The 26281-nt window shown below is 60.4% G+C and carries 20 protein-coding genes, 1 pseudogene and 1 riboswitch; of the genes and pseudogenes, 6 read left to right on the forward strand and 15 right to left on the reverse strand.

Annotated elements, in window-relative coordinates:
- Window positions 1-22: 22 nt before the first annotated feature.
- Window positions 23-850: a lysophospholipid acyltransferase family protein gene (locus tag AAAK34_RS18555; RefSeq protein WP_231694750.1), complete on the reverse strand. Its 828-nt coding sequence runs from the start codon at window positions 848-850 to the stop codon at window positions 23-25.
- 145 nt (window positions 851-995) lie between these two features.
- Here AAAK34_RS18555 and metK point away from each other — a divergent pair, with 145 nt between their 5' ends.
- Complete coding sequence (gene metK / locus AAAK34_RS18560; protein ID WP_231694848.1) at window positions 996-2198, forward strand: methionine adenosyltransferase; 1203 nt, start codon at window positions 996-998, stop codon at window positions 2196-2198.
- Window positions 2199-2452: 254 nt separating this feature from the next.
- Here the strand turns inward: metK and AAAK34_RS18565 are convergent, their stop codons facing one another.
- Entirely contained in the window at window positions 2453-4297 is a 1845-nt protein-coding gene (locus AAAK34_RS18565) for a DEAD/DEAH box helicase (RefSeq protein ID WP_231694749.1), read from the reverse strand.
- 1208 nt (window positions 4298-5505) lie between these two features.
- Between AAAK34_RS18565 and ettA the strand changes: the two genes are divergently transcribed.
- Complete coding sequence (gene ettA, locus AAAK34_RS18570; RefSeq protein WP_231694748.1) at window positions 5506-7167, forward strand: energy-dependent translational throttle protein EttA; 1662 nt, start codon at window positions 5506-5508, stop codon at window positions 7165-7167.
- Between the two features lie 192 nt (window positions 7168-7359).
- Here the strand turns inward: ettA and AAAK34_RS18575 are convergent, their stop codons facing one another.
- Together AAAK34_RS18575 and AAAK34_RS18580 are read right to left on the reverse strand one after the other, a co-directional pair.
- On the reverse strand, window positions 7360-8385 hold the full coding sequence (locus AAAK34_RS18575; RefSeq protein WP_431777554.1) for a tripartite tricarboxylate transporter substrate-binding protein: 1026 nt from the start codon (window positions 8383-8385) through the stop codon (window positions 7360-7362).
- Between the two features lie 130 nt (window positions 8386-8515).
- Window positions 8516-9043, reverse strand: coding sequence for a peroxiredoxin (locus AAAK34_RS18580; protein ID WP_231694746.1), 528 nt, complete (start codon window positions 9041-9043; stop codon window positions 8516-8518).
- 139 nt (window positions 9044-9182) lie between these two features.
- Between AAAK34_RS18580 and AAAK34_RS18585 the strand changes: the two genes are divergently transcribed.
- Entirely contained in the window at window positions 9183-10205 is a 1023-nt protein-coding gene (locus tag AAAK34_RS18585; protein ID WP_231694745.1) for an asparaginase, read from the forward strand.
- Here AAAK34_RS18585 and AAAK34_RS18590 read toward each other — a convergent pair.
- The 7 genes and pseudogenes from AAAK34_RS18590 to AAAK34_RS18620 all read right to left on the reverse strand — a co-directional run bounded on the left by AAAK34_RS18590 (window position 10199) and on the right by AAAK34_RS18620 (window position 19894).
- The gene (locus AAAK34_RS18590; RefSeq protein WP_231694744.1) at window positions 10199-11614 is read right to left on the reverse strand and encodes a TAXI family TRAP transporter solute-binding subunit; all 1416 of its coding nucleotides are present in this window, start codon (window positions 11612-11614) and stop codon (window positions 10199-10201) included. The two genes, AAAK34_RS18585 and AAAK34_RS18590, sit on opposite strands and share 7 nt — an antisense overlap.
- Before the next feature lie 11 nt (window positions 11615-11625).
- Entirely contained in the window at window positions 11626-12642 is a 1017-nt protein-coding gene (locus AAAK34_RS18595) for a P1 family peptidase (RefSeq protein WP_231694743.1), read from the reverse strand.
- 19 nt (window positions 12643-12661) lie between these two features.
- Window positions 12662-15550 (reverse strand): aminomethyl-transferring glycine dehydrogenase, encoded by a 2889-nt coding sequence (gene gcvP / locus AAAK34_RS18600; RefSeq protein WP_231694742.1) that lies wholly within the window; start codon window positions 15548-15550, stop codon window positions 12662-12664.
- A 33-nt stretch (window positions 15551-15583) separates the two neighbouring features.
- Complete coding sequence (gene gcvH, locus AAAK34_RS18605) at window positions 15584-15955, reverse strand: glycine cleavage system protein GcvH (protein ID WP_231694741.1); 372 nt, start codon at window positions 15953-15955, stop codon at window positions 15584-15586.
- A gap of 79 nt (window positions 15956-16034) precedes the next feature.
- Window positions 16035-16727 (reverse strand): glycosyltransferase, encoded by a 693-nt coding sequence (locus AAAK34_RS18610; protein WP_231694740.1) that lies wholly within the window; start codon window positions 16725-16727, stop codon window positions 16035-16037.
- A 29-nt stretch (window positions 16728-16756) separates the two neighbouring features.
- Window positions 16757-17899 carry a glycine cleavage system aminomethyltransferase GcvT gene (gene gcvT / locus AAAK34_RS18615; protein ID WP_231694739.1) on the reverse strand — a complete coding sequence of 381 codons (1143 nt, stop codon included), beginning with the start codon at window positions 17897-17899 and terminating at the stop codon, window positions 16757-16759.
- A gap of 91 nt (window positions 17900-17990) precedes the next feature.
- Window positions 17991-18106: riboswitch (glycine riboswitch) on the reverse strand.
- A gap of 88 nt (window positions 18107-18194) precedes the next feature.
- Window positions 18195-19894 (reverse strand): annotated as a pseudogene (locus tag AAAK34_RS18620) (4Fe-4S dicluster domain-containing protein).
- A gap of 147 nt (window positions 19895-20041) precedes the next feature.
- Between AAAK34_RS18620 and AAAK34_RS18625 the strand changes: the two are divergent.
- Genes AAAK34_RS18625 through AAAK34_RS18635 form a run of 3 tightly spaced genes read left to right on the forward strand, consistent with a single transcriptional unit; the run spans window position 20042 to window position 22143 of the window.
- Complete coding sequence (locus AAAK34_RS18625) at window positions 20042-20824, forward strand: SDR family oxidoreductase (protein WP_231694737.1); 783 nt, start codon at window positions 20042-20044, stop codon at window positions 20822-20824.
- Window positions 20825-20836: 12 nt separating this feature from the next.
- Window positions 20837-21718 (forward strand): DMT family transporter, encoded by an 882-nt coding sequence (locus AAAK34_RS18630; RefSeq protein ID WP_231694736.1) that lies wholly within the window; start codon window positions 20837-20839, stop codon window positions 21716-21718.
- Window positions 21715-22143, forward strand: coding sequence for an acyl-CoA thioesterase (locus tag AAAK34_RS18635; RefSeq protein ID WP_231694735.1), 429 nt, complete (start codon window positions 21715-21717; stop codon window positions 22141-22143). The genes AAAK34_RS18630 and AAAK34_RS18635 overlap by 4 nt, the downstream gene beginning before the upstream one ends.
- A 55-nt stretch (window positions 22144-22198) precedes the next feature.
- Here the strand turns inward: AAAK34_RS18635 and AAAK34_RS18640 are convergent, their stop codons facing one another.
- From AAAK34_RS18640 to AAAK34_RS18655, 4 genes are all read right to left on the reverse strand, one after another.
- Window positions 22199-23218 (reverse strand): glycosyltransferase family 4 protein, encoded by a 1020-nt coding sequence (locus AAAK34_RS18640; protein ID WP_231694734.1) that lies wholly within the window; start codon window positions 23216-23218, stop codon window positions 22199-22201.
- A gap of 148 nt (window positions 23219-23366) precedes the next feature.
- On the reverse strand, window positions 23367-24239 hold the full coding sequence (locus AAAK34_RS18645; protein ID WP_431777555.1) for an amidohydrolase family protein: 873 nt from the start codon (window positions 24237-24239) through the stop codon (window positions 23367-23369).
- Window positions 24236-25252 carry an NAD(P)-dependent oxidoreductase gene (locus AAAK34_RS18650; protein ID WP_231694733.1) on the reverse strand — a complete coding sequence of 339 codons (1017 nt, stop codon included), beginning with the start codon at window positions 25250-25252 and terminating at the stop codon, window positions 24236-24238. The genes AAAK34_RS18645 and AAAK34_RS18650 overlap by 4 nt, the downstream gene beginning before the upstream one ends.
- Before the next feature lie 4 nt (window positions 25253-25256).
- The gene (locus tag AAAK34_RS18655) at window positions 25257-26270 is read right to left on the reverse strand and encodes a tripartite tricarboxylate transporter substrate binding protein (RefSeq protein ID WP_231694732.1); all 1014 of its coding nucleotides are present in this window, start codon (window positions 26268-26270) and stop codon (window positions 25257-25259) included.
- Between the last annotated feature and the right edge of the window lie 11 nt (window positions 26271-26281).

Consider the following 26281-nt stretch of genomic DNA (forward strand, 5'->3'; position numbering starts at 1 on the left):
AACAGCGTTCACCAGGTCACCGTCAAGTCTTGCGCGGTTGTTTATAGCGCCCGTACCCCCACAAATACTGCTGTGGGCACTGCCTGATCAGATCCTCCATCTCTCGGTTGATTTGCTCCACGGCGGCTTCCAGATCCGCTGCCAATGGTTCGGCGAGCGCCTGAAAGCGCAACCGGAATCCCTGCCCGCCAGGGAGTCGCTCGCCCCACACCAGCAATGGTGTGGCACCGGTCTGCAAGATGAGCCGAGCGGCAAGGGTCATGGTGTAGGCAGACTGACCAAAGAAAGGCGCCCATTGCCCCATGCCGTCGGGCGGCACTTGATCGGGCAGCAAGCCCACGGCACGACCAGCGCGCAGCGCCTTGATCATTTGCCGCACGCCGGAGAGCGTGGTAGGCGCTGTTTCCAGCCCCTCACGGCGACGTGCCGTTTCGATCACTTCGTTGAGTGCCGGCTGACGTGCCGGACGATAAAGCACCGTGATAGGTCCGTATTCGGCGTGGTAGCGCTCCGCCAGGCCTTGAGCCGTGATCTCGAAGCACCCCAAGTGCGGTGTTAGGAAAACGATGCCTCGGCGCGCCGCATAGGCTGCATCCACCACCTCCGTGCCGGACCATTGCATGGGCACAGGCGGACCGAACCACAGGCGCGGCGTTTCGGCCACCATGCGGCCGGCATGCGCCACAGCCGCGCGCACCTCGCTGAAGCGGTACCCAGCCTGACGGACGTTCTGGGCAAAACGGCGCCTGTACGTGGGCGAGAGCAGCCAAGCCAGCCAGCCTAGCGTGCCACCCACCAGGTGAAGCAGCGCCAACGGCCAGCCCGACACTAAGCGAAACAAGGTCAGCATGGATAGGGTAAGATGGTCTGTGTCGCCGAGTTAACAGAGCAACTTGCAGGGCGACGTAAAAAATCTGCTAAAGCGTTCGCCAGTGCTCCCGCAAGGTCTACGGCAACGCGTTTTTCCGTAACTGTTGGAGTTTATTCAAATGGAACTGGCGAATAGCTTTCTCTTTACTTCAGAGTCCGTTTCCGAAGGCCACCCGGACAAGGTCGCCGACCAGATCTCAGACGCCATTCTTGACGCGATTCTGGCCCAGGACCCCCGCTCGCGCGTGGCAGCTGAAACCCTCACCAACACGGGCTTGGTAGTGTTGGCTGGCGAGATCACCACCAATGCAGTGGTGGACTACATTCAGGTGGCACGCGACACCATCAAGCGCATCGGTTACGACAACACCGAGTATGGCATTGATTACAAGGGCTGTGCCGTCATGGTCTGCTACGACAAGCAGAGCAATGACATAGCTCAAGGTGTAGACCATGCTTCGGACGACCACCTGAACACCGGCGCGGGCGACCAAGGTCTGATGTTCGGCTACGCCTGCGATGAAACGCCCGAGTTGATGCCTGCGCCTCTCTACTACGCGCATAGGCTGGTGGAGCGCCAGGCACAACTGCGCAAGAATGGCAAGCTGCCTTTCCTGCGTCCGGATGCCAAGAGCCAGGTGACGATGCGCTACGTGGACGGCAAACCCCACAGCATCGACACCGTGGTGCTTTCCACCCAGCACAGCCCTGACCAGAGTGAAACACAAACCACGATGAAAGCCAGCTTCACCGAAGCCATCATCGAGGAAATCATCAAGCCAGTCCTTCCCAAAGAGTGGCTCCAGGAAACCAAGTACCTGATCAACCCGACAGGCCGCTTCGTTGTCGGTGGTCCGCAGGGTGACTGTGGCCTGACAGGACGCAAGATCATCGTGGACACTTATGGCGGCGCCTGCCCACATGGCGGCGGAGCTTTCAGCGGCAAGGACCCAACCAAGGTGGACCGCAGCGCCGCTTACGCCGCACGCTATGTTGCCAAGAATATCGTCGCGGCTGGCCTCGCACGCCAATGCCAGATTCAGGTGGCTTATGCCATCGGGGTGGCCGAGCCGATGAACATTACCGTGTATACCGAAGGCACCGGCGCCATTCCTGACGAAGAGATCGCCAAGCTAGTGCGTGCGCACTTCGACCTGCGCCCCAAAGGCATTATTCAGATGCTGGATCTCTTGCGCCCGATTTATCAGAAGACCGCCGCCTACGGACACTTCGGCCGCGATGAACCAGAGTTCAGCTGGGAAAAAACCGACAAGGCAGCTCTGCTGAGAGCCGAGGCTGGATTGAATGCGGCCGAGTTGATTTCCTGAAGTCGTTAGGGATGCCCCGCATAACTCCCTGCGGTCGGTGGCAGCACGGCCTCGGGCGATCCGCTGCGTTGCTTTTCTTGCCAATAGCTGGGCTATTGGCTGCAAAAAGACGCCTTGCGCCTCATCCCGATCCGCACTACCACCGACTCGCGAGGGCTATGCAGGGCATCCCTATGAAAAAAGCGCCCTGACCATCAAGCCAGGGCGCTTTTTTTGTGCAGGTGCCCTCCGCAGATCACGAAGGGCTGTGCCAGTTAGCGGCCAAACCCGCCGCCTCCGCGCCAGTTCCCGCCTCGGCCGCCACCGCCGCCGCCAGAACCGCCGCCGTAGCCGCCACCACCACCACCACCGCCGCCAGAGCGACCGCGATTTCGATTACCGCCGGACTTGGCCATCACGTCGATGCTGGTACGCATCGGGTCGGGCTGGCCTGCAGCACCGTAGCCTGGGGCAGTCCGATGGCGCTTACCGTGCAGGTTCGTCTGCAACGGATCGATGTTCCGCGGCAGACGATCGGGTTCGCGGTCGTCGTAATCGCTATCGAAACCCTGGACTGCATCACGCGGCTGACCTTGCTGCGGCGGACGTGGGCCGTTGTTGACACCGCCACCGCTGCGGCGACGGCGGCCGTTGCGCCCATTGCCTGGCTGACCTGGCGCGCGCGGACCATTTGGGCCCTGCCGTGGCGACTGGCTGTCGTCGCGAGGAACATCGGCTGAGAACTCGGCACCTTCCGGCGCGTTCATGCGGCTATCGCCGTCGCCACGCTGGGGTCGGCGGGCTTGCGCCTGGCCGCGACCACCTTGGCCGCGTCCGCCTTGGGTTCCCTTGTTCTCACGGATGCGCTGCATCATTTCCTGGCGCGCAGCCTTGGCAGCAGCGGCCATGACCTCCCGGCCCGGCGGCTTTCCGAGGCCACCCCACAGAGTCTGACGACCCATGGCAATGGGCTCAGCCCTTTCATCGGGTGCAGGGCCAAAGCCATCCAGGATTTGCACGGGAATCTGCTGCTTGGTGAAGCGCTCGATCTCCATCATGAAGCCTTCTTCATCCATGCAAACCAGGCTGACCGCCTGGCCAGTGGCGCCCGCGCGACCAGTGCGGCCAATCCGGTGCACGTAGTCTTCGGCCACGTTGGGAATGTCGTAGTTGACGACGTGCGGCAGCTCGTCGATATCGATACCGCGCGCCGCGATGTCAGTGGCGACCAGAGCACGCAGATCTCCGCTCTTGAACTCAGCAAGAGCCTGTGTGCGAGCACTCTGGCTCTTGTTGCCATGCAGCGCCATCGCCTTGATGCCGTGCTTGGACAGGTATTCGGCCACGTTGTTGGCGCCGTATTTCGTTCGGGTAAATACCAGCACCTGGCTCCAGTTACCCTCGCCGATCAGATGGGCCAGCACTTCCTTCTTGCGGGTGCGACCGACCGGGTAGATCAACTGACTGATGCGCTCCACGGTCGTGTTGGGAGGCGTCACCTGGATGCTTTTCGGATCTTTCAGCAGGTTGCCCGCCAACTCGCGGATTTCGTCGCTGAAGGTAGCCGAAAACAGCAGACTCTGCTTGGCCTTGGGCAGCATGGCCAGGACCTTCTTCACATCGTGAATGAAGCCCATGTCGAGCATGCGGTCCGCTTCGTCTAGGACCAATACTTCGACGTGAGACAAGTCGATGTAGCCCTGGCCTTGCAGATCAAGCAAGCGGCCTGGCGTGGCCACCAGGATGTCGACGCCGCGCTTGATGCGCTGGATTTGCGGGTTCATGCCCACGCCACCGAAGATGACGGTGGAGTTCAGGTCCAGGTACTTGCCGTAGGTTCGTACCGATTCCTCGACCTGCGCGGCTAGCTCTCGGGTGGGTGCCAGCACCAGCGCGCGTATGGCACCGGGCGTGGCTGCCGGAGTGCGGCTCAGCTTGTCGAGCAAAGGCAGCGTGAACGCGGCCGTTTTGCCGGTGCCTGTTTGCGCGCCAGCCAAGAGATCATGGCCGTCGAGTACGGCCGGAATCGCTTGGGCTTGAATGGGAGTGGGCTGCGTGTAGCCCTGCTCATGCACGGCCTTGAGAAGGTTCTCGGCCAGGTTCAGATCATCAAAGTTCATTAAAGGAGGCGCCTGTATTCTTAATGGGCGCTTGGCGCCTGCCCGCTCCGGTGGATACCGGCCAGTGAAGGGCAGATCGGGTTCAGATGTAGGCCTCGGCATGCATGGTGTCTGCATAAGGCCCCAGCAAAACTGCTGGCGTTGCGGCGAACTGGTGTTCCGCAAGCAAGGTAATTATAACCCCCTGAAGCGCTTACGCGCTATCCCCCTGAGGGGGACGCCGCCAGCGGCCTGGCAAAGCCAGCTCCGCGGCGGCCCGCGCATGGCTTGCTCCGCAGCCACTTGAAGCCTATTCAAGAATACAACCAACCCCTGAAGCGCTTGCGCGCTATCCCCCTGAGGGGGACGCACCCAGCGGCCTGGCAAAGCCAGCTCCGCGGGTGCCCTGAAATGGTTTGCTCCGACGCTATCTGAAGCGTGCTAGTCGGCAAAAAGTTAAGTTCCAACAATTCGGGAACACAGTTAATACCCGGTGCGCTGACGCGTCTTTCCCTAAAGTTGGGCCGAGCGAAGCAATGGCCCGAGTCAGGTTTCCTTGCCCCTCGGGGAGTGCCGAGCAACGCAGCGCAAGGGGAGGGCAAGGGCACTGCAAGATGCCCTTGTTTCGTGAACTGACTCGCCGCTGCTGTTTGACCGGCGTGAGCGAAGCGAACAAAGGGAGTTCAGCGGCGCCTCCCCTTGCGTGAGTAGCGCAGGTTGCCCGAAGCGAAGCGCAGGGACACTCCACGTGGGGTCCGCCTTTTTGGTTACTGTTTTTGGCGGAGCAAAAAAAGTAACTGCGCTGCCGGGCGCACATCCCGGCATACGGCCTCAGCAGAGCGAAGGAGTCCATGAAAGCTCACGCTCGATGTAATTCCATTGCGGCCCTTCAATCGCTCTGTGGATTCGCCTGCACGGCAGCCATGCAAAGCCAGTTGCGCGGTGGCACAGGCAAGTCTTGCACTGCCGCCCTCCGCTGGTAGCTCAACAGCGACAAGCCCCCTCTGCAACGATTTCATACGTCAAATGACCTGCCCCTGGCCTGCGGAACCCGGGTGCGCCGATAATCGGGGTTGTTCTGCCGGCGCGGGAGCGAGACTGCTCCGATCTGCCGGCCTCCAATCAGCTCACTGCGCCTTTGGCGGCGACACAGGTTCACAAAGCCTGTGGAAGCCGCCATGCGTGCGCATTCAGCTATCAATTACATAGTATTGTAGAGAAGAGGCACCATGGCTCAATACGTTTTTTCCATGAACCGCGTCGGCAAGATCGTGCCGCCCAAACGACATATCCTCAAGGATATTTCCTTGAGCTTTTTCCCGGGCGCCAAGATTGGCGTGCTGGGTCTCAACGGCTCAGGCAAGTCGACGCTGCTGAAAATCATGGCCGGCATCGACAAGGATATTGAGGGTGAAGCCATTCCCATGCCGGGCCTGGATATCGGCTATTTGCCGCAGGAACCGCAACTCAATCCCGAGCATACGGTGCGCGAGGAAGTCGAACTGGCGATGGGTGAGGTCAATGCGGCCAAAGCTCGTCTGGAAGAAATCTACGCCGCCTATGCGGAGCCAGATGCAGACTTCGACGCCCTGAGCGATGAGCAAGGCAAGCTTGAGGCCATTATTGCGGCCGCTGGCACCGACAGCGAGCATCAACTGGAGATTGCCGCAGATGCGCTGCGCCTGCCCCCATGGGATGCCGTGATCGGCAAGCTCTCCGGCGGTGAAAAGCGCCGTGTGGCACTGTGCAAACTGCTGCTGTCCAAGCCTGACATGCTGCTGCTGGACGAACCAACCAACCACTTGGACGCCGAGTCTGTCGAATGGCTGGAGATCTTTCTCAAGCGCTTTACCGGCACAGTAGTGGCGATTACGCACGATCGCTACTTCCTGGACAATGCCGCCGAATGGATTCTGGAACTGGACCGGGGCCACGGCATTCCTTACAAGGGCAATTACTCGCTCTGGCTGGAGCAAAAAGATGCTCGCCTGAAGCAGGAGCAAAGAACTGAAGACGCTCGCGCCAAGGCCATGAAAAAGGAACTGGAATGGGCACGCCAGAACCCCAAGGGCCGCCAAGCCAAATCGAAGGCCCGCCTGGCCCGCTTTGAGGAGCTTTCCGACTACGAATACCAAAAGCGCAATGAGACGCAGGAGATTTTCATTCCTGTGGCTGAGCGCCTTGGCACTGAAGTGATTGAGTTCAAGGGTGTGAGCAAGAGCTTTGGCGATCGCCTGCTGATCGACAACCTGAGTTTCAAGGTGCCCGCCGGCGCCATCGTCGGCATCATCGGCCCGAACGGCGCCGGTAAATCCACGCTATTCAAACTGATTGCCGGGGTGGAACAACCTGACGTTGGTGAAGTGTCGATCGGCAAGACCGTGCAAATGGCCTTCGTCGACCAAAGCCGTGATGACCTGGCCAACGATAAATCTGTGTGGGAAGACATTTCGGGTGGCCTGGACATCATCACCGTCGGCAAGTTCCAGATGCCCAGCCGAGCCTATGCGGGCCGCTTTAACTTCAACGGCCAGGACCAGCAGAAGAAAGTGGGCATGCTCTCCGGCGGCGAGCGCGGTCGCCTGCACTTGGCCAAGACACTTATGCAGGGCGGTAACGTTCTGCTGCTTGACGAGCCTTCCAACGACCTCGACGTGGAAACCCTGCGCGCCCTGGAAGACGCCCTGCTGGAGTTTGCCGGCAGCGTCATGGTCATCAGCCACGACCGCTGGTTCCTCGACCGCATTTGTACCCACATTCTGGCGGCCGAAGGCGATTCGCAGTGGAATTTCTTCGATGGCAACTATCAGGAATACGAAGCTGACAAGGTCAAGCGTCTGGGCGAAGAAGGCGCTCGGCCGCACCGAGTGCGGTACAAAGCCCTGAAATAAGAAAAATCCTCCGGGATGATCCCTGAGCGCGCTGTCGTAGTGACCGGTTTCGACTACCGTCACTTCGATCTGGCCGAAGACATGGCGACTTCTTAAAGGGCCGCCTATGGCGATCGGTATGCGCTGGTCGCGGCTTTATCGGGGGGCGGCAAATCCGGCCCCCTTGATTGGGAACAGGCTCACAAGCCGGGCTTACTTCGATCCCTTGCTAACCGACACAATCAAGTGCCATAGGGGAATGGTCTGCTCGATGTAGGTCTTGTGGCCCTCCGGCGTCAGGCGACGGCCAGTTACCATGACGACGCCTTGAGCTTGTTGATCAGCCACGAAGGCAGGATCTGCAGCCGCCTTGCGGATGGCAGCATTAAGCTGCACTTGCAGATCGGGCGCCAGCCCCTTGGGCGCATAGAAACCATGCCAGATTGACAACTCGAGCTCACGCGAGAACATGCGGCGCAAGGTGGTGAGGTCTCCGAAAGGCGCCATGGCCATGGGGGTTCCCGTGGTCAGGGCATAGCCACGCACCTGACCAGCCGCCAGAGGAGCCTTGACCGAGGGGGTCTGGTCACACAGGATGTCGACCTTACCCTCCTTCAGCGCGGTAAGAGCGGGTGCACTGCCAGGAAAATCCTGCCTGGTAAAACTCTTGCGCACGAGACTCTGAAGGAACAGCCCGCACAGGTACGATGCAGAGCCGGCACCGGCATCAGCCAGACGGATGTCTTTTCCATTGGTATTGGCAAGCCACTCGGCCAGCTCCTTCGGTGTCTGCGCCTTCAGGCTGGGCCGGCCCAACACCACCATGGGAGATTCAAGCACCAAACCAAGGTAGGCAAAATCGTTCCTGGGGTCAAATGAGAGCTTTTGGCCCAACGCCGGCAGCAAGGCCACGTTGGTGTTGGTGAACAGCAGCGTGCGACCATCGGGCTTGGCTTTGGCGACCTCGGCCAGGCCGTCCACACCGCCTGGACTAGCCACGTTTTTCACGGTGATGGGGGTACCGCCCAGAGCCCGACTGAGCGGGGGGACCATGGCACGCAAAGTTCGGTCCGTGGGGCCGTTTTGAGCGTAAGGAACGACAATGACAATCGGTTCAGCCTGCTGCGCAAAGACAGTTGTGACAGCGGCCGACAATGCCAAAGCGCTGGTAAACCTGAAAGACCAGCGACGAACCCTGGTACCTATTGCATCGAATGCGCCGAGAACGGAATTAGCCATCTGAAACGGTGAAGGGCATGAAAAGGGCATGCCCTATCTTGAATCAAAAAGCGGCAAATTAGTACGTTGGTTGCACGCTTCCTTCTCCTGAAAAACCCGCATATCCAGCCCACATTTCACATGGGGTGCTTTATTTCAGCTTCTTCACGGCCCGCATCGTGGCCTCGACATGCTCCATCGGGTTGCTGCCCTCGTGGGTGAAAGCAATTTTTCCGTCCTGCCCGACTACATACGAAATGCGACTGGCCATGCCCGGCATGAGCGAGCCTGCATCGTAGGCCTTGATGGTTCGCGCTTTTGGATCGGAGCCGACGGCGAATTTGTCCCGGCACTCCTCACGTGAAAAGCGTTTGAGGGTATCGATGCTGTCATGCGATATGCCAATGACGGTCGCCCCGAGTGCGGCAAATGCCGGCGTGGCCTCGGCAAAGGCGTTGGCCTCGACAGTGCACCCGCGCGTGAAAGCCTTGGGGAAAAAGTAGAGCACCACAGGCCCTTTCTTCAAAGCTTCTGCCATGTCGAAGTCAAAAGCCTGACCGGCCAATGCCGCCGGGGTCTTGAACACCGGCGCCTGGTCACCGGGCTTGAGCGCCGCAAGCGCAGGTGCCGATGCCGATGCCGTGGCTAATGCGAGCAGGAAGGCGGCAAGTTTGTTCATCGAAGCTCCTCGAAACAGGCGAATGACGGGGAAACAGGACTCTCATGACTACCCCACTCCGCAGCAATCAGTGTAGGGCACGCCTTCCTGCGCGGCAATGCATGTACCTGAAGCCGGATGTGGGTTGACAATGCCGCTCATGACAACATTCCCTCCCGAGCCGCTCCCACGCATAGCCCTGGTGGCCACTGGCGGCACCATTGCCGGCGCCGGAACCGAAAGCGAAGGCAAAGAAGCCCATTCTGCCGCGTACCGAGCCGCCTTGGTAGATGCCGGCGAACTCATGGCGCGTGTACCGCAGCTGGCCCGCCTCGCACATTTGCAGGCCGAACAACTACTTCAGATTGACTCAGCCGATTTCACCGATGACAAGCTCTTGATGCTTGCACGACGTGTGTCTGAGCTTTGCGCACGAGACGATGTGGACGCCGTGGTCGTGACCCACGGGACAGACACCATGGAAGAAAGCGCATATTTTCTTCACCTCACCGTCAAAAGCCCGAAACCCATCGTGTTCACCGGATCGATGCGGCCGGGCACTGCTCTTGCGGCCGATGGCCCCGCCAACTTGCTGCACGCTGTGGCGGTTGCCGCACACCCCAGCTCCAGCCAACGCGGTGTACTGGTGGTCATGAACGAGGAAATCCACAGCGCTCGCGATGTCACCAAGGTCCACTCGATGCACCTGGACGCCTTCGCCTCACCTTATGGCCCCCTGGGTCTGGTGGTGGAGGGTTTACCGCGCTGGTACCGCGCCCTGCCACGACCGCATACGGCCCAAAGCGAGTTCGACATCACGACGCTTGACGCGCTGCCGCTGGTGGGGATGGTGGCCAGCCACGGCAACATGCGGGCAGAGATCTTCGACAGCTGGGTTCAAGTGGGAGCGCGCGCCATCGTGCACGCCGGGTTCGGCGGGGGCACAGTGCCGGCCTATCTGCACGATCATTTCACTGCCTTGCGTGAAAGAGGCGTATGGCTGGTACGTGCCTCTCGCACCGGGGCCGGCCCGGTGATCCGCAATGCCAACGCGCCCGACGATGCGCACGGCTGGATCGTGACCGACGACCAGAACCCGCCGCGCGCTCGCCTGCTGGCGGCTTTGGCGCTCACGCGCACCACCGACGCGGCACTGGCGCAGGAAATGTTCTATCGTTATTGATTGGCGGGGGCCAATTTGCTCAGCGCGCGCTGCCGCACGATGTCTATGTTGTGACGCAGAGCGTACAACTCCTCCGCATGCGCCAGCGGTACGGCAATCTGGTTGGCCACGCGGTCGAGTTCGTCCAGTTCGTTCAGCAACAGGCGCCGATCAGCGCCGGCTTTATCCAGCTTGGCCTCGATGTCGCGCAAGCGGGCATACCAACGGAACACGCGCCGGCGCACACGAAAAGTGTAGAGCGGCGGCACCACGCGGCTGAGTGGCAGGAGCAGCACAATCACACCACCAATCACCAACCACATGCGCTGCAGCAGGTTACTGGCCCAGAAAGGCAGATAGCTCTGCCAGAACGGTGGTGTGCCATTGATCGCGCGGTCGCCCTCAGGACTCACGGGCAACTCACTGGTTCGCGTGTTCGGAAAATCGCGTGCCCGGTTGATCCACCCCGCATCGCTGTGAAGCCCTTGCGCCGTCTGGGCGAACAACTGGCGCAGCGCCGGATGCGTTTCATCTCGCGTCAACAAACTGGTGGTCGTGGCCAACAGGCTGATGTCTTGTGGCGGAATATCGGCCGCCAGTTCAACGACACCACGGGGCAAGGTCACCGTCTGCAGAAACGGGAATCGCCGGGCGTAGGCATCGGCCTGTGCCACATCCATCAGAGCAATGCCAGGCGCGCGCAGCAGCCTGCCAACCACCGGTGATTCGGGGGTAGTCATCAGAACCATGGCATCAATGAGGCCTCCCTGCAGCGCCTCGGCGGCAGATTCAGGGGCCAGTTGGCTGAGCTGGAGCGCGGCATCACCAAGGCCGTTGGCTGCCAGAAGGCGCTGCATGATGTCCGGCACACCGCTGCCCGGTTGATCCACATTGACCCGCAGGCCTTTCAGTTGCCCAAAGGTGCTCAGCGGCGGGACGGCCTCGTTCACGTGTGCCGCGGCCACTCGCGTGCCAGCGGATGATCTTCGGGCTGGAGCTGCTTGGATTTCCGGTTTCAGGGCGTCTACGCGGTAGAACAGCCAGAGCGGCTCGTAGAACAGAGCACCGAGTGACTCGATGCCTGCCTCTGTGTCCGCTGCGGCATCAGCACTTCCGCCTCGCACAAAGGCCACATCAGCGGCTCCTGAGCGCAGGGCCTGAATATTGGCCTGAGACCCCCCGGTGACCTGCATATCCACAACGATGCGGTCTCGGAGCAGGGCACGCGCATAGCGCTGGCCAAACTCCGCATAGGCGCTTCCGGCAGGCCCAGTGGCCAGCGACACATGCTCAGGGGGCTGCGGATCCAGCCACCAGTATGCGCCTGCCAGCAATGCCCCGGCAAGCAGCGCCACCGGGCCAGCAGATATCAGCATGTCGCGTAGCGACAAGGCCCACAGCAGCAGGGTGTGGCGCAGTTTATCCATCATCCTGGAAGCGGCTACAGACCGCTATGAAGCCGGGCCGCCAGCTCGGAGGCTGAGGGCAACCAAAGGCCCGGAAGCCTCAGGGTTTGCGCAGCGCGCACTGCATTCGCACACGCACGCGAAACCGCCTCGGCGGCCATGACGGCCAGCACGTTCAAACCCGGCGAACGATCTACCTGCCCGGTGCCCAACGCGAATAGAGTGTCGCCATCGTAGAGGGTGTGCACGGGCCGAATGGCACGCGCCAGGCCATCGTGTCCGGCACCCGCGAGACGCTGCGCCTGCGCTTTGGTAAGAGCGGCGTCAGTGGCGATGACGCCAATGGTGGTGTTGGTTCCAGCCAGTATCGCCAGCGGAGGTTCGCCAGCCAGCAGAGATTGATGGCTGTTGCGAAGACCGTTGCCGTCCGCTGTGCGAGCACCGGCGAGCAAGGCACCGGTTTCGGTGTCGAGCACGTCACCCAACGCATTGACGGCAATCAGTGCGCCTACCGTGACGCCATCGACGGATACCGCGGCGCTGCCAATGCCGCCCTTCATGGCGAATTCCATGCCAAACATCTTGCCCACGCACGCGCCCGTGCCTGCACCCACATTCCCTTGTGCGGGGGCTGCCGTGCTCGCCGCCTGGCACGCGGCGTAGCCTCCCGCGGCATCGGGTCGGATCCGAGCGTCGCCCACGTGCAGATCAAAAAGTACCGCAGCGGGAACAATGGGCACGCGCGCCGTGCCCACGTCAAGGCCAATGCCGCGCTCATCGAGCCAACGCATCACGCCGCTTGCAGCATCAAGCCCGAAAGCGCTGCCGCCGGAGAGCATCACCGCGTGTACGCTGTTCACCAGATTGGCTGGGTCCAGAAGATCGGTTTCGCGCGTTCCAGGGGCAGCTCCGCGCACATCTACCCCACCAACAGCACCCGAACGGGTAATGACCACGCTGCACCCCGTAGGGCGACGGGTGTCGGTGAAATGCCCAACCTCCACGCCGCGTACGTCAGTGATGGACCTCGAATTGGGAATGTGCGTGGGCATGGCGTGACTGGAAACTCCTTCAACCCTCGAATTCTGCCAGCGGCACGCAACTGCAGAACAGATTGCGATCGCCGTAGACATTGTCGATGCGGCTGACCGGCGGCCAGTATTTGACACCGCTCGCCCTGTGGGCGGCGCCGGCGGCACCCACGTCGCGCGGGTAGGGGTGGTCCCACTCTGCAGCGAGCAGTGATTCTGCGGTGTGCGGAGCATTCTTCAGCGGGTTATCCTCGCGGGGCCACTCACCCTTCTCGATTTTGCGGATCTCCTCGCGGATGGCAATCATGGCGTCGATGAATCGGTCCAGTTCGTCCAGCGTTTCGCTTTCAGTGGGCTCAACCATGAGCGTGTTGGCGACAGGGAAACTCAGCGTCGGGGCATGGAAACCGTAGTCCGCCAAACGCTTGGCCACGTCCTCGGCCATCACGCCGCTGGTCTCCTTCAAGCCGCGCAGATCCAGAATGCACTCATGCGCCACGTGGCCGTTCTTGCTGGCGTACAGCGTGGGGTAATGAGGCTGCAGGCGCTTGCTGATGTAATTGGCACTGAGAATCGCCGTCTCGGTGGCGTGCGTGAGGCCGGCAGCGCCCATCATGCGGATGTACATCCAGCTGATAGGCAACACCGACGCATTGCCATACGGGGCGGCGCTAATGGCACCTACGCCACCTTTCAAGCCAGCGGTAGGGTGGCCCGGCAGATAAGGCACCAGATCTTCAACCACGCACACAGGACCCACACCGGGCCCGCCGCCACCGTGGGGTATGCAGAAAGTCTTGTGCAGGTTGAGGTGACTTACGTCCCCACCAAACTCGCCCGGCGCGGCCACACCCACCATGGCATTCATGTTGGCGCCATCCAGGTAGACCCGCCCTCCATGGCTGTGCACCAGTTTGCAAAGCTCTTTTACCTGGGTTTCGAACACACCATGCGTGCTCGGGTAGGTGATCATGACGCAAGCTAGGCGCTCGCCATGCTGCTCGCACTTGGCCTTCAGGTCGGCCATGTCAACGTTGCCCTGACTGTCGGTGGCGGTCACGACAACTTTCAAACCGGCCATCTGGGCACTGGCCGGGTTGGTTCCGTGGGCGCTGGCAGGAATCAGGCAGATGTCTCGCTGGCTCTGCCCATTGGCATCATGCCAAGCCTTGATGGCGAGCAGGCCGGCATACTCTCCCTGGCTGCCCGCGTTGGGCTGCAAGCTGACATCGGCATAGCCGGTAATGCTGCTCAACCAGCGGCGCAGCAAGACATCCAGCTCATGGTAGCCGAGCAGTTGATCTGCAGGTGCGAAAGGGTGAATATTGGCAAACTCCGGCCAGGTGATGGGAATCATCTCGCTGGTGGCGTTCAGCTTCATGGTGCAGCTGCCCAGCGGGATCATGCTGCGATCGAGCGCCAAATCCTTGTCTGACAGCATGCGGATATACCGCAGCATGCTGGTTTCGCTATGGTGTGTATTGAACACCGGGTGCGTCAGGTAAGCGCTGGTGCGGCGCAATTCCGCGGGAATGAGGTCGGAGGCGGCGGCTTCAAGTACCGGGAAATAGGGCAGAGTCTGGCCGTCAGCAAAAATCTGCCAGATCAGCTCCACATCAGAGCGCGTGCTGGTTTCATCCAGCGCAATGCAGAGGTAGGTGCCCCAAGCCTTGCGCAAGTTGGCCCCTGCCGCAACGGCACGTGCGGCAATGGCGTCGGTGGCATCGTCGGTTTTCAGGCAGAGTGTGTCAAACGCCGACTGGTGGTGGGTCGCAGTGAACCCAAGCTGCTTCAACCCGGCCGACAAAATGGCTGTGAGGCATGCCACCCGCGCGGCGATGCGCTTCAGGCCGACGGGGCCATGGTAGACCGCATACATGCTCGCCATGACCGCCGGCAGCACCTGGGCCGTGCAAATGTTGCTGGTCGCTTTTTCGCGGCGGATATGCTGCTCGCGCGTTTGCAGCGCCAGCCGATACGCTGGCTTGCCATGTGCATCCACACTTACGCCAACCAGCCGGCCAGGCAGCGAACGCTTGAACTCGTCGCGGCAGGCCATGAACCCCGCGTGGGGGCCACCCGCGCCCATCGGCATGCCGAAGCGCTGCGCACTGCCCACCACGATGTCGGCCCCCATTTCACCCGGCGCCTTCAGCAGCGTGAGCGCTAGCAGATCGGCGGCGAAAATCACTGCGGCGCCCTTAGCGTGGATCGTCTCGGCGTCTTTGCTCCAGTCATGCAGCCAGCCGCTGCTGGCCGGGTACTGTATGAACGCTGCGAAGTAGTCGTCAGCCGCCAGTGCGGTGTCCCACTCGGCAGCCGAATTGGCCAGCTTGATCTCCAGGCCCAGCGGCGCGGCGCGTGTGCGCATGACCTCGATAGTCTGCGGATGAGTATCACCACTGACGACAATGGCCTGTCCCTTGGCCTTCACGCTGCGCCGAGCAAGGGTCATCGCCTCAGCTGCGGCGGTGGCTTCATCGAGCATGGATGCGTTGGCAATGTCCATGCCCGTCAAATCGGACACCATGGTCTGGAAGTTGACCAGCGCCTCCATGCGGCCCTGACTGATCTCGGCCTGATACGGGGTGTAGGCCGTGTACCAGGCCGGGTTTTCCAGAATATTGCGCAGGATCACGCCCGGGGTGTGCGTCCCGTAGTACCCCTGGCCAATGAAGCTTTTCATCACCTTGTTCTTGCTCGCGATGGCTTTCAGCTCCTCCAGCGCGGCAGCTTCAGTCACCGCAGGAGGAAGATCCATGGCTTGCGCACGCGCAATGCTGCGCGGAACGATGGAGTCAATCAGCGCCTGGCGCGAAGACTCGCCAATGACAGAGAGCATCCGCTGCTCGTCGGCGGCGCTGACGCCAATGTGACGGGCGATGAACTCGCCGGGGTTTTCGAGGGCGCTGAGCGGGGAGGTGGACATGGGGCTTGTGGAAGTGAAAGAAATTACCAACGCTCAGGCAGCGTCAGTCAGCTTTGTATAGGCCGCTTCATCCATCAACGCGGCCAGTTCGTCTGCTTTGGACATACGGACCTTGAAGAACCAGCCCGCGCCCATCGGATCGCTGTTGGCCAGGCTCGGATCGTCGCGCAGGGCTTCGTTGACCTCGGTGACTTCGCCTGTCACCGGCATGTACACGTCAGCCGCAGCCTTCACCGATTCGACGACGCCAGCCACTTCTTTCTGCTCGAAGGTCTTGCCCACGTCGGGCAGTTCTACGAACACCACATCGCCCAAAGCGTCTTGCGCATGCTTGGTGATGCCGACGATGGCAACGTCGCCATCAACTTGGATCCATTCGTGGTCTTCGGTGTAATAAAGGCTCATGGTGGTCTCTCAGGTTAGGTAGGGTGCAGAAACGTGTTCACGTTCAAAGAAACAAAGATCAAAGATCCGCGGCTCAAGTTCAAGACGCCACAATCGCTTCCCACTTGCGCAGGTAAGCCTCGCGGCCAGCCTGCCAGCCAGGTGTGCCGAAGGCTCCACCACTCTGGTGAGTCAGGGCAATGGGCCAGGTGCCCAGGCGCAGCCCCTTGGCACGCAGGCTGCGACAAAAATCCAGGTCGTAGAAATGGAAGCTAAAGCGCTCGTCAAAGCCAACTTCGTGGTCTACCAGCGCATCTCGCCTGGCGGCCAGCAAAACACCATCAAGCAGTTCGCACTCAGCCGGCGCCGGCCCGAAGTAGCTGACAGCGCCAAATGGCATCTTTCCATGCGCCACGCTTCCGGAGAGGTTGGCACGGTCGTCCCATGTAAATTGCTCATTCACGAAAGCCCAAGCCGGCTGGTTGCGCACGCGCCGCCGGTTGCCGGCGACGCCAATGGCATCGAATGTCTGAAGCCCCTCGGCAATACGCTGGCTGAAAAAGATATCGTCAATCCAGACGTCGTCGTGCAGAAAAACGAGCAAACTACCCGGTGGCGCTGCCTGGATCAGCCGGTTGTAGATCACTGGCAGTCCCAGGGTATTCTCAAAGGCCACCGTGGCGCGCACTTGTGTATCAAATGCCAGTCGCCGAAGCGATTGACCCAAGGCCGACTCCTGCCAGAACCTTTCGGCCGGCAAGCGTGTGGCACTGGCAATAATGACTTCTGACATGACCCACCCCTTCCGTGCGGCCTAGCGGTCTATCCGCGGTAGTAACGCGTGGGCACAAAAGGCATGGCCGACACCGTGACCGGCACTGGCTTGCCACGTACCATGGCATACAGCTCGGTGCCGAGCGCGGCGTAATCGACCTTCACGTAGGCCATGGCAATGGGGCTATCAATGGTGGGGCCCAACAGGCCGCTGGTGACTTCGCCAACAGTCTGGCCGTCCATGTTTTCAATCTTCACGTGCTCGCGAACAGGAATGCGCTCCTGCGCGATCAAACCCACACGCTTGCGCTCTATGGGCAACTTGCCATCAAGCTGCGCAAGCAGGATATCCGCGCCGGGAAAGCCGCCCGCACGTTCGCCGCCCGTGCGCCGCACCTTCTGCATGGCCCAGTTCAGGCCTGCTTCCACCGGTGTGGTGGCCTGGTCGAGATCATTGCCGTAGAGGCAAAGGCCCGCCTCCAGCCGCAGCGAGTTGCGCGCACCCAAGCCGGCCGGTTTGACTTCAGGCTCCGCCAGAAGGGCACGGGCAAGCGCCTCCGCTCGATCGCCTGGCACGGAAATTTCGAAGCCGTCCTCGCCGGTGTAGCCGCTGCGAGTAATGTAGAGGTCTGCGCCGTTCCAGGTGAAGGCGCCGCCGGTCATGAAGACGAGCTTCTCCACACCGGGCACGTGGCGTTGCAACGCATCCACGGCCTTGGGGCCTTGCAGTGCCAGCAACGCGCGTTCGGGCATGGGAACGATCTGACAACGCTCGCCGATGCGGGCTTGCATATGCGCAATGTCAGCCGCCTTGCAAGCACCATTGACGATGACAAACAGATGATCGCCGCGGTTGACGAACATCAGGTCGTCCATGATGCCGGCGGACTCGTTCAGCAGCAAACCGTAACGCTGTTTGTCCACCCCCAGGCCCAATACATCGACCGGCATCAGGGTTTCAAACGCGGCAGCAGCCTCAGGGCCGATGAGCTTGAGCTGCCCCATGTGCGACACGTCAAACAGGCTCGCGGCTTCGCGCGTGTGGCGGTGCTCTGCCATGAGGCCTTGCGGATACTGCACGGGTAACGCATACCCCGCGAAAGGCACAATGCGCGCGCCCAACTCGGCGTGCAGCGCATGCAGCGGTGTTTGCAGCAGGGCAGTATCAGAAGAGGAGGCAGCGTCGGACATGGGAAGGGCTCCTAAAAATGCGTGTAAACGATGCATTGACACTTCGCCACAGGGCTTCGGGCAATACCCTCCGACCTTAAGCAACAGTGCCTGGAACCCTGCTGTCCTCTTTACCTGAGAGATTCAGCGCAGCAGACCAAACGCCTGCGCCTTGCCCCTTCGGTGAGCGCTGGCGTGACACCAGCGCTTCTCTCCAACAGAATTTTGATGTGCCAGTCCTTTTGCCTGAGCGTTCAGCCTTCGGCGGCACCGTTTCCGGCACTCTCTCCTGACACCGCGGATTCTACATGCCTGATTACATTCCGGAGTAGTTTGGCCCGCCACCGCCTTCCGGCGTCACCCAGACGATGTTCTGCGTGGGGTCCTTGATGTCGCAAGTCTTGCAATGCACACAGTTCTGGGCATTGATCTGCAGGCGCTGAGCATTGCCGCCCTGGGTTTCATCGGGCACGAACTCGTACACACCAGCCGGGCAGAACCGGGCCTCTGGGCCGGCGTACTGGGCGAGGTTGATGCGCACTGGTACCGTGGGATCCTTCAGCGTCAGGTGGGCGGGCTGGTTTTCCTCGTGGTTGGTGTTGCTGATGAACACACTGGAGAGGCGATCGAAGGTTAGCTTGCCGTCCGGCTTCGGATAGACAATGGGCTTGCACTCAGCCGCTGGCTTGAGCTGCACATGATCCGGTTCGGCGCGGTGCAGTGTCCAGGGAGCGTGGCCGCGCAGCACATACTGCTCCAGACCGTTCATCACGGTGCCCACGGTGAGCCCCTTCTTGAACCAGTTCTTGAAGTTGCGGTCCTTATTGAGCTCAGCAGCCAGCCAGCTGTGTTCGAAGGCTTCTGGATAAGCGGCCAGTTCATCGTGCTGGCGTCCAGCAACCACGGCATCATAAGCCGCCTCGGCGGCCAGCATGCCGGTCTTGATGGCGGCATGGCTGCCCTTGATGCGGCTCACGTTCAGGTAGCCGGCGTCGCAGCCCACCAGCGCGCCACCTGGGAACACCGTCTTGGGCAGCGCCAGAATGCCGCCCGCCGTGATGGCACGCGCGCCGTACGAAATGCGCTTGGCGTTCACATTGCCCTGATCGTCCGTGAAATACCACTTGACGCGTGGATGCGTCTTCCAGCGCTGGAACTCCTCGAAGGGGCTCAGGTTGGGGTTTTTGTAATTGAGGCCAACCACATAGCCGCAGAAAACCTTGTTGCCTTCGGCATGGTAGAGGAACGCACCGCCGTAGGTCTGATCATCCATGGGCCAGCCGGCGGTGTGCATGACGAACCCGGGCGTGTGCCGGCTGGGGTCGATCTCCCACATTTCCTTGATGCCGATGGCATAGCTCTGGGGGTCACTATTCGCATCCAGCTTGTAGCGCTCGATAAGCTGACGCCCCAGATGGCCGCGCGAGCCTTCGGCGAACAAGGTGTATTTGGCATGCAACTCCATGCCAAGCTGGAAGTTCTCGGTCGGCTCGCCATCTTTGCCGACACCCATGTTCCCGGTGGCTACGCCCTTGACGCTGCCATCTTCGTTATAGAGCACCTCAGCTGCCGGGAAGCCTGGAAATATTTCCACGCCCAATTCTTCAGCCTGCGCTGCCAGCCAGCGCACCACGTTGCCGAGGCTCACGATGTAGTTGCCGTGGTTGTTGGCAAAAGGTGGCAAAAGCGCGCCTGGGACGCGCGCGCCCCCGTTTCGCTGAGGAAGACATAGGCGTCGTCGGTCACAGGCTGGTGCAGCGGGGCACCTTTTTCCTTCCAATCGGGAATCAGCTCAGTCAGCGCCTTGGGGTCCATCACGGCGCCCGACAGAATGTGCGCACCGGGCTCAGAGCCCTTTTCCAGCACCACGACGGAGACATCCTGGTTCTTCGAGGCCGCCAGCTGCTTCAGGCGAATGGCCGCGGACAGACCGGCGGGGCCGGCACCCACAATAACCACGTCATATTCCATGGCCTCTCGCGGGCCGTACTGTTCAATGATTTGTTCTGGTGACATAGAGGGTCTCTTGTGGGTTTGAAATAATGGGTGGCATCGGGCGCGTCCGCCTGATGTCCAAGTGGACTGCCAATCAGCCGATTTTATGCACTGAGCGTCCCCTTCGGGCCGCACAGCCTTGAATTGCTCCTAGAGAAGGATTTTCCAATGACTTACAGCATCGACTTATCCGGCCGTGTCGCCCTCGTTACCGGAGCCTCCAGCGGCCTGGGCGCGCAGTTCGCGCGCACCCTGGCGCGCGCTGGCGCCGGCGTGGTGCTGGCCAGCCGCCGCATGGAAAAACTCAAGGAACTGCGGGCTCGCATCGAGGGTGAAGGCGGAGACGCCCATGTGGTCGAATGCGACGTGAACGATGTGGACTCGATCAAATCCGCGGTAGCGCACGCCGAGACCGAAATGGGCTCCATCGATATTCTGGTGAACAACTCCGGCGTCACCACCACCCAGCGCCTGCAGGACGTTACTCAGGAAGATTACGACTTTATTTTCGACACCAACGTTCGCGGTGCTTTCTTCGTGGCCCAGGAGGTGGGCAAACGGATGCTTGCCCGCGCCAAGGGTGCCGCCCCGGGCAGCTTCACGGGCGGACGCATCATCAACATCGCCAGCATGGCGGGCTTGAAGGTACTTCCACAGATCGGCGTGTATTGCATGAGCAAGGCCGCCGTCATCCAGATGACCAAGGCCATGGCCATTGAGTGGGGGCGTTTCGGCATCAACGTGAACGCCATTTGCCCAGGCTACATTGATACTGAACTTAATCACGGGCACTGGGACACCGAACAAGGCCAGAAACTCATCAGCATGCTGCCGCGCAAGCGCGTCGGCGAGCCGAAAGACCTGGACGCCGTGCTTATGATGCTGGCCTCCGACCAAAGCCATTTTGTCAATGGCGCGGTGATCGCGGCAGATGACGGGTTTGCTGTCTAACCCCGCATTGCCATGCTGACTGGCATTCTGGCGGGCCTGGCCGCCGGTGCCCTGTGGGGCCTCGTGTTCGTGGCTCCTCGGATGGTGAGCAGCTTTTCCGGCATCGACGTGACTGCCGGACGTTTTCTCGTCTACGGCATCGTCGCAGCCGGCGTGGTGACCGCCTCGTGGCGACGTGCGCGCAAACCCACCTGGTCGCAGGCCTGGGCCGCTTTATGGCTGAGTGTGCTGGGCTTTACCGGTTACTACTGGGTACTTGTCATGGCCATTCGAGATTCAGGCACTGAAATGCCCGCGCTGATTGTTGGCACCATCCCCCTCTGGGTCATGATGCTGGGCAAGCCGCACGGGCTGAAGTGGCAAACCTTGCTTCCCGGTCTTGCCTTGACCGCCGCCGGCCTGGTGTTAATGGCGCAAGTTCCCACGGCTGCGCACAGCAGCAACTACACGCGAGGACTGGTGCTGTCAGTGCTGGCCATGGCCAGCTGGACCGCCTTCACCCTGCTGAATGCCGCCTGGTTGAAGCGTCACCCGGAAGTGAGTGCGACCGACTGGGCCAATTGGCTGGGCGTGGCCACGGGCCTGGGTGGCCTGGGGCTGGCCTTGGGGCTGGGCACGCCGCTTCCCCAACTGGTGGCGCAACCCGATTGGCCGCTGTTCGCGGTAGTCGCCCTGGCCCTTGGCTTCGGCTCCAGTTGGCTCGCCACCATTTTTTGGAACATGGCCAGCCAACGCTTGCCGTCCAGCCTGTGCGGGCAACTGATCGTCAGTGAAACGCTGTTCGCGCTTTTCTACTCCTTCATATGGGACGGCAACTGGCCGACCGCCGCACAATTCACAGCAACCCTGCTGTTCACCGCAGGCATTCTGGCATCCATCAAGGCTCACAAATGAAAATCGAGATTCCGGAACAAAAGAGGTTCGTTTTTGAAACCCGCATTCCCATACGCTGGGCTGATATGGACGCCCTGGGCCATGTCAATAACGCGGTTTACTTCCGTTACATGGAGATTGCGCGCATAGACTGGTTTCAGTCCATCGGAGTGAGGGAGGATACGGAGGTTCAAGGACCGGTGATCGTGAATGCCTTCTGCAACTTCTACCGGCAATTCCAATACCCCGAAGAGGTCTTGCTGAAAATGTATGTCAGCGACGCTCGGCGTGCCACCTTTGAAACCTGGGCAGTGATGGAGAGCACGACCGAGCCCGGCGTCATTCGCGCTGCAGGGGGCGCCACCGTAGTCTGGGTAAGCAGGTCACAGCAAAAATCCACGGCATTGCCAGACCGGCTTCGCGCCCTGATTGAGCAGAGCGAATAGGTCGACTCCAGCAGCCCGCCGTTGATTCCTGAGCCTTCTACTGGCGAATGGAACTTCAGCGGACAGGTACCAAGCCCGACTGAGCAGACAGCGGCACCAGAGCCTGCTCGAACTGCCGTGTCGCGCGAGCCCAGTTGAACTGCTCGGCATGGCGCCGCACACCTTTCCTGGGTTTGTTCAAAGCAGTAAGGCAGGCCGCGCGAAGATCGCTATCGATGACGCCGCCCAGCGAGTCATCCCCCACCACATCGATGGGGCCGGGCACCGGATAGGCGGCCACTGGCGTTCCACACGCCATCGCCTCCAACATCACGAGACAGAATGTGTCGGTCACGCTGGGGAACACCTTTACGTCGGCGCTTCGATAGACGGTTGCCAGGTCATCGCCCCCGAGGACGCCAAACCAGCGCACCCGACGGTAGCTGGCCTTCAGCCGCGCTTCATCCGGCCCCGTGCCCGCAACCCATTTTTCTCCGGGCAGATCAAGCTCCAGGAACTTGTGTACTTGTTTTTCGACGGCCAGCCGCCCCACATAGAGAAACACGGGGGAGGTGCTGCGCTCCAGCCTGGGCCCCTCTGGCGAAAACGCCTCCAGATTCACCCCGCGTGACCACCACCGGGTCCGCGTGAATCCCTTTGACTTGAGGTCATCGATGATAGCGGGCGTGGGCACCAACGTGGCGACCCCGGCATTGTGAAACTTGCGCAGAAGCGCATAGCTCCAATTCAGCGGCACCCGCACACGTGCGTGAACGTACTCAGGAAATCGGCTATGATAGGCCGTGGTAAACGACCAGCCGCGCTTCAACGCAGCACCGCGTGCCGCCCAACCGAGCGGCCCCTCAGTAGCAATGTGCAGACAGTCCGGCTCCAGATCGTCGATGCAGCGCGCAACTGCCGAACGGGTGGCGAGGGCCAGCGAGATCTCAGGGTAGGTTGGACACTGAAACGACTTGAAGTCATGAGGCGAAAGAATGTGCACCTCATGCCCCATGGCCTGAAGCTCACGCATGGTCATTTTCAGGGTGCGAACCACACCGTTGACCTGCGGCTCCCACGCGTCAGTGACGATCATGATCTTCTTGGCTGCACATCCTTCCGAGGCAATACAACGCGATGCCGCGCGTCACGACACCGCGTCAGGATGCTGTCTAGCTTGAAACGCCGACAGGCCCCTGGCGCGAAATCGCATCTGACGATTGGAGTGCAGGAATGTGAAGGTGCTATGACACCTGGAACCCGTAAAGCTCCCGCGGGTTATCCACGAATAGCTGTACTGCCGAGGTCGTCTCAGGCAACCAAGCGACTGTTAGGTCCAGCAACTGTGCATCATCAGGCATCGGCTTCTCTCCTGCCAGTGCCGCCACATGAGGCCAGTCGGTTCCCCAAACCGTTCGCTGAGGGGCATACCGCAGCCATGCGCGCGAAACAGAACCCGTGTCCTCATAGCCCGGAGGACCTATTTTTGTGTCGTGATAAGCCCCGGAAACTTTGATCCATGTGCGCCCTGCATCCACTAGCCGCCTCAAAGCGTCCCACGCAGGGTGTTTCTCTGGCGAGCCGCTAGGTGGAATTCGTCCCAAGTGGTCAATCACCACCGTAGTCGGAAGTATCGCCAGTACAGGAGCGATGGATGGGTATGCTTCTGCAAGGGCATGAACTTGTACATGCCAGCCCAACGGTTCAATACGCCGTGCCAATCTTTGAAGCGACTCAACAGGCGCCCCTGCGGGACGGGATAGATTGAAACGAATACCACGCACACCAGACTCATGCAATTGGCGCAGCTCTCGGTCGGTCACTCGCTCATCAATCACAGCAACACCTCGTGCTTCCGCACCCAGCTGTTGGAGAGCATCAACTAGACAGCGATTATCAGTGCCATAACTGGAGGGCTGGACCACCACGCAACGCGTCGTACCCAAACGGGATTGCAATTGCCGGTAATGCGCAACGGTTGCCTCGGGTGGACGCAAACTGGCAGCATCGTCATATGGAAATCTGGCATCATAAATGTGCAGATGCGCATCCACGCTCTGCGCTGGCAAGCGAGTCGTCGGACGTCCATCTCCTGCGGACCAGATCGCAGCAGTCATCGACAAGTCCCATCCGCCTCAATGTGCGAGCGCACACGAAACGCCTCATGGGCGTTTAATGCGCCCTCGGGCCACTTCCTTTGAGCCAGCGCGGTAATCTGTCGCACGGTATCCATCGTCTGATGTTCGCGTGCAGCCACCGTCATTCCACCGACGTGGGGCATGACCACCACATCAGGCCTATTGATAAACCTGATCGATGGACGTTGATCCGGTGCGCGCCCAACATCAAGCCCCGCGCCCCTTAGCCATCCGCTGTCAAGAGCTTTCTCAAGAGCGTCTTCATCAACGAGTTCTCCACGGGAGAGGTTCAGGAAAAAAGAACCTTCGCGCATACTACTCAACACTTTCTCGTTGATGAGATTGTGTGTCTCGGGAACCGAGGCGGCCAAGCAGACAAGAAAATCCGATTGCGCTACTGTCGCCTCAAAGCTGCAGGCAACTTCGGGCGTCAGATCACCCACCGAGCGTGGATCGAAGACCCTAACTCGCATTCCAAGCGCTTGGGTCATTTTCGCGAGTTCTCCTCCGATCGTCCCGTATCCCAGAATACCGACTGACGCACCTCGCAATTGAAGACCTTTCGGTAGACGAGGCTCCTCTCCTCTTTCGAATGCGTGGCGCGCGCGCGAAACACCACGCCCTAAGTCAAACATCATGGCCAGAGCCATCTCCGCGACAGCTACACCGAAGCCCGCAGATGCACGTGTCACCAAGATCCCATGAGAAGAAGCCGACAAAATATCCACTGTACTGACGTCGACTGCCGAACGCACAAAGGCCAACAAACCCGGTGCCGCTTCGAACGTGTCCGCATTTCCTGGCGTCGATCGATGTGCCAATATCACCTGGCATCCCGCAGCCGCATTCGCAAGCTCAATCCCAGCAAGCGTCTTTCCAGACTCATTGAAAACAAGCTCCGCGTGCTGTCGCAGGACTTCTAAACCCTTCTCACTGTAATAGGCCGCCAACTCCTCGCCGGTATGACTAATGAAAACCTTGAGCCTTTGCATCGAATCAATCTACTGCAATGTTGTTCTTTCGGATCAGGTCGACCCAACGAGCTGTATCTTTGCGTAGAAACTCAACCAATTCGGCGCCTTTAACGGGCAACGGAACCATACCAATCTCTGACAGACGCTTTTGCACTTCTGGGGCATTGAGAGTTTCTGCAATCGCGCCGCTCAGCTTTTCGACAATGCCTGTAGGCGTGCCAGCTGGCGCGAACATCACTGCCCAAGTATCTGGGTTGAATCCATTGAGAATGGGGCCAAGAGGCGGCACGTCTTTCATTAATTCGACTCGATCATTGCCACTTATACCCAAGGCAAGCGTTTTGCCGGCATTAACATGCGGCAAAGACGTCGGAACCGTGTCGAACATCATATCGACTTGACCTGCCAGCAAAGCAGTAGTTGCAAGCGAAGGACTTCTGTAAGGAACGTGCAACAGGTCCACGCCTGCGACACTCTTGAGCAACTCCGCCGCCAGGTGGCTGGTGGTGCCGCTTCCGCCTGAAGCGTAAGTCAATCGACCTGGTTGAGCTTTCGCTTTAGCAATGAAGTCCCCAACACTTTTTACCCCCACTGACGGGTGGACCGTCAAAACCAAGGGACCTTTGGCGATACCGGAGACGGGCACGAAGTCCTTGACGGGGTCGTAGGGCAGCTTCTTATACAACCCAACGTTGATAGCATGGGTACTAATGGTTCCCAACAGCAGGGTATAACCATCCGAAGCGGATTGTGCGGCAGCTTGAGTACCTATAAACCCTGCTGCTCCAGGCCGATTTTCGACGAATACGGACTGCCCGAGCCTGCGCGTAAGCGAGTCCGCCATCAATCTGGCGGCGATATCGGTAAAGCCGCCCGGCGCGAATGCAACAATCAGTTTGATCTGCCGGCTCGGCCAATCGCCTTGTGCCACAGCCGTACCCGTGTATGCGGCCGTCGTGATTGCCGGTAACGAAAGCAGAAGCTTTCTTCTGAGTTCATTCATGATTCTTCCCTCCAGTTTGATAAGTGCAGTCAACCATGATTCCG

Source organism: Ottowia caeni (genome assembly GCF_050821495.1).
Lineage (GTDB): Bacteria > Pseudomonadota > Gammaproteobacteria > Burkholderiales > Burkholderiaceae_C > Ottowia > Ottowia caeni.

Bases quoted from the DNA above. Each gene is read 5' to 3' on its own strand.
- AAAK34_RS18625 (WP_231694737.1), top strand. From the start codon at position 20,042: ATGACTTACAGCATCGACTTATCCGGCCGTGTCGCCCTCGTTACCGGA.
- AAAK34_RS18580 (WP_231694746.1), bottom strand. From the start codon at position 9,043: ATGAACAAACTTGCCGCCTTCCTGCTCGCATTAGCCACGGCATCGGCA.
- ettA (WP_231694748.1), top strand. From the start codon at position 5,506: ATGGCTCAATACGTTTTTTCCATGAACCGCGTCGGCAAGATCGTGCCG.
- AAAK34_RS18565 (WP_231694749.1), bottom strand. From the start codon at position 4,297: ATGAACTTTGATGATCTGAACCTGGCCGAGAACCTTCTCAAGGCCGTG.
- AAAK34_RS18640 (WP_231694734.1), bottom strand. From the start codon at position 23,218: ATGATCGTCACTGACGCGTGGGAGCCGCAGGTCAACGGTGTGGTTCGC.
- AAAK34_RS18595 (WP_231694743.1), bottom strand. From the start codon at position 12,642: ATGCCCACGCACATTCCCAATTCGAGGTCCATCACTGACGTACGCGGC.
- AAAK34_RS18575 (WP_431777554.1), bottom strand. From the start codon at position 8,385: ATGGCTAATTCCGTTCTCGGCGCATTCGATGCAATAGGTACCAGGGTT.
- AAAK34_RS18590 (WP_231694744.1), bottom strand. From the start codon at position 11,614: ATGATGGATAAACTGCGCCACACCCTGCTGCTGTGGGCCTTGTCGCTA.
- AAAK34_RS18585 (WP_231694745.1), top strand. From the start codon at position 9,183: ATGACAACATTCCCTCCCGAGCCGCTCCCACGCATAGCCCTGGTGGCC.
- AAAK34_RS18645 (WP_431777555.1), bottom strand. From the start codon at position 24,239: ATGACTGCTGCGATCTGGTCCGCAGGAGATGGACGTCCGACGACTCGC.
- AAAK34_RS18555 (WP_231694750.1), bottom strand. From the start codon at position 850: ATGCTGACCTTGTTTCGCTTAGTGTCGGGCTGGCCGTTGGCGCTGCTT.
- AAAK34_RS18650 (WP_231694733.1), bottom strand. From the start codon at position 25,252: ATGCAAAGGCTCAAGGTTTTCATTAGTCATACCGGCGAGGAGTTGGCG.
- gcvT (WP_231694739.1), bottom strand. From the start codon at position 17,899: ATGTCCGACGCTGCCTCCTCTTCTGATACTGCCCTGCTGCAAACACCG.
- AAAK34_RS18630 (WP_231694736.1), top strand. From the start codon at position 20,837: ATGCTGACTGGCATTCTGGCGGGCCTGGCCGCCGGTGCCCTGTGGGGC.
- AAAK34_RS18610 (WP_231694740.1), bottom strand. From the start codon at position 16,727: ATGTCAGAAGTCATTATTGCCAGTGCCACACGCTTGCCGGCCGAAAGG.
- gcvP (WP_231694742.1), bottom strand. From the start codon at position 15,550: ATGTCCACCTCCCCGCTCAGCGCCCTCGAAAACCCCGGCGAGTTCATC.
- AAAK34_RS18635 (WP_231694735.1), top strand. From the start codon at position 21,715: ATGAAAATCGAGATTCCGGAACAAAAGAGGTTCGTTTTTGAAACCCGC.
- gcvH (WP_231694741.1), bottom strand. From the start codon at position 15,955: ATGAGCCTTTATTACACCGAAGACCACGAATGGATCCAAGTTGATGGC.